The organism is Methanoregula sp. (genome assembly GCF_002835825.1).
In the GTDB taxonomy this organism is placed as follows: domain Archaea; phylum Halobacteriota; class Methanomicrobia; order Methanomicrobiales; family Methanospirillaceae; genus Methanoregula.
On the sequence record NZ_PIZH01000699.1, the window covers coordinates 1 to 1,114 of the forward strand.

The window sequence follows — 1,114 nt, forward strand, 5'->3', positions numbered from 1 at the left end:
GCCCTTGGATGCAAACCAGACCCGCTGTTGTGCATCGATATAGACCGTCCTGACGATCTCCGAGGTGCCGATCCCTTCAAAGCGGGAGAGCTGCCGCTCAACCCCGTTGTTCCAGAGATAGATCCCATCGTCCGTTGCAAGGTAGAGCCTGCCATCCGGGGCAGCGGCGAGGTCGTTGATCGTCATCTGTTTACGGGTGATGTCCCGGGTGGTCAGGACCGGCACATAACCGGATCCCGGGGTATACTGCATCACCGTGGTATCGTTAAAGACGTAAACGCCCCCGGCCGGGTCCCGCCGCACATGGTCGAGAAGGTCGTATGACCCGCGTTTGATTGCGATCTGTTCAAAGGAGATCGTGCCATCACCGGAGGCACGGATAACCCAGTGCCCGTTATCCGCCGTGACGAGCACGAGGATGTCGTGAAGCGGATCGAGAGCAATCTCCCGGGCATCATAAAAACCCGGGCCGCCTTTACTCATCGGCTGGTACCAGGTCCATACCCCGTTCCTGAACCGGTGGATACCGGCATTGCCGGTCGCGATCCACATGGCATCGTGCCAGCGCTGGATGTCCTGGATGCGTTTGTCCTTGAGCAGCTGCTGGTCGCGGATCGTTGTGTAGTACCTGCCGTCATAGATCTGGATGCCTCCTGAATACCCGATCCACGGGTTCCCGGCCGGATCGTACTCCACTGCGGTGATGTAATCGTCCATCAGACCTTCGGTGAGATTGTCGCGATTGATGTGGCGGGTAGACCATGTGCCGTTATACATCGAGAGGCCAAACGATGTGCCGATGAGGACGCCCCGCTCCGGGGTGCTGACCATGTCGAGTATCTGATCGGAATGGATCATGGTTGCCGAGGGGATAAAAAGCGTGATCGTGTACGGGACCGGAACCGGATCCGTCTCTGCGGCCGTGCCGGAATCTCCGGCCGGGGGCACTGCAAGTGCAGCACCGGTAATTGCGCAGGCAATAACCAGAAAAAGGAGAGCTTTACAGTTCACCGTGAGTCCCGTCCGCCCGTCGTATGGTGATCCTGCCGCCACTCGCGGGGTGGAACGTGACCGACCGGCCGACTTTCCCGCCAACATCTTCTTTCTTTAAGGG

Annotated in this window: 1 protein-coding gene; it reads right to left on the bottom strand. The window is 59.0% G+C overall.

From position 1 onward, the window contains the following. Window positions 1-1,011 (bottom strand): hypothetical protein (locus tag CW742_RS14525; RefSeq protein ID WP_292421607.1); only part of this gene is annotated, 1,011 nt, incomplete at its 3' end. Window positions 1,012-1,114 lie beyond the last annotated feature (103 nt).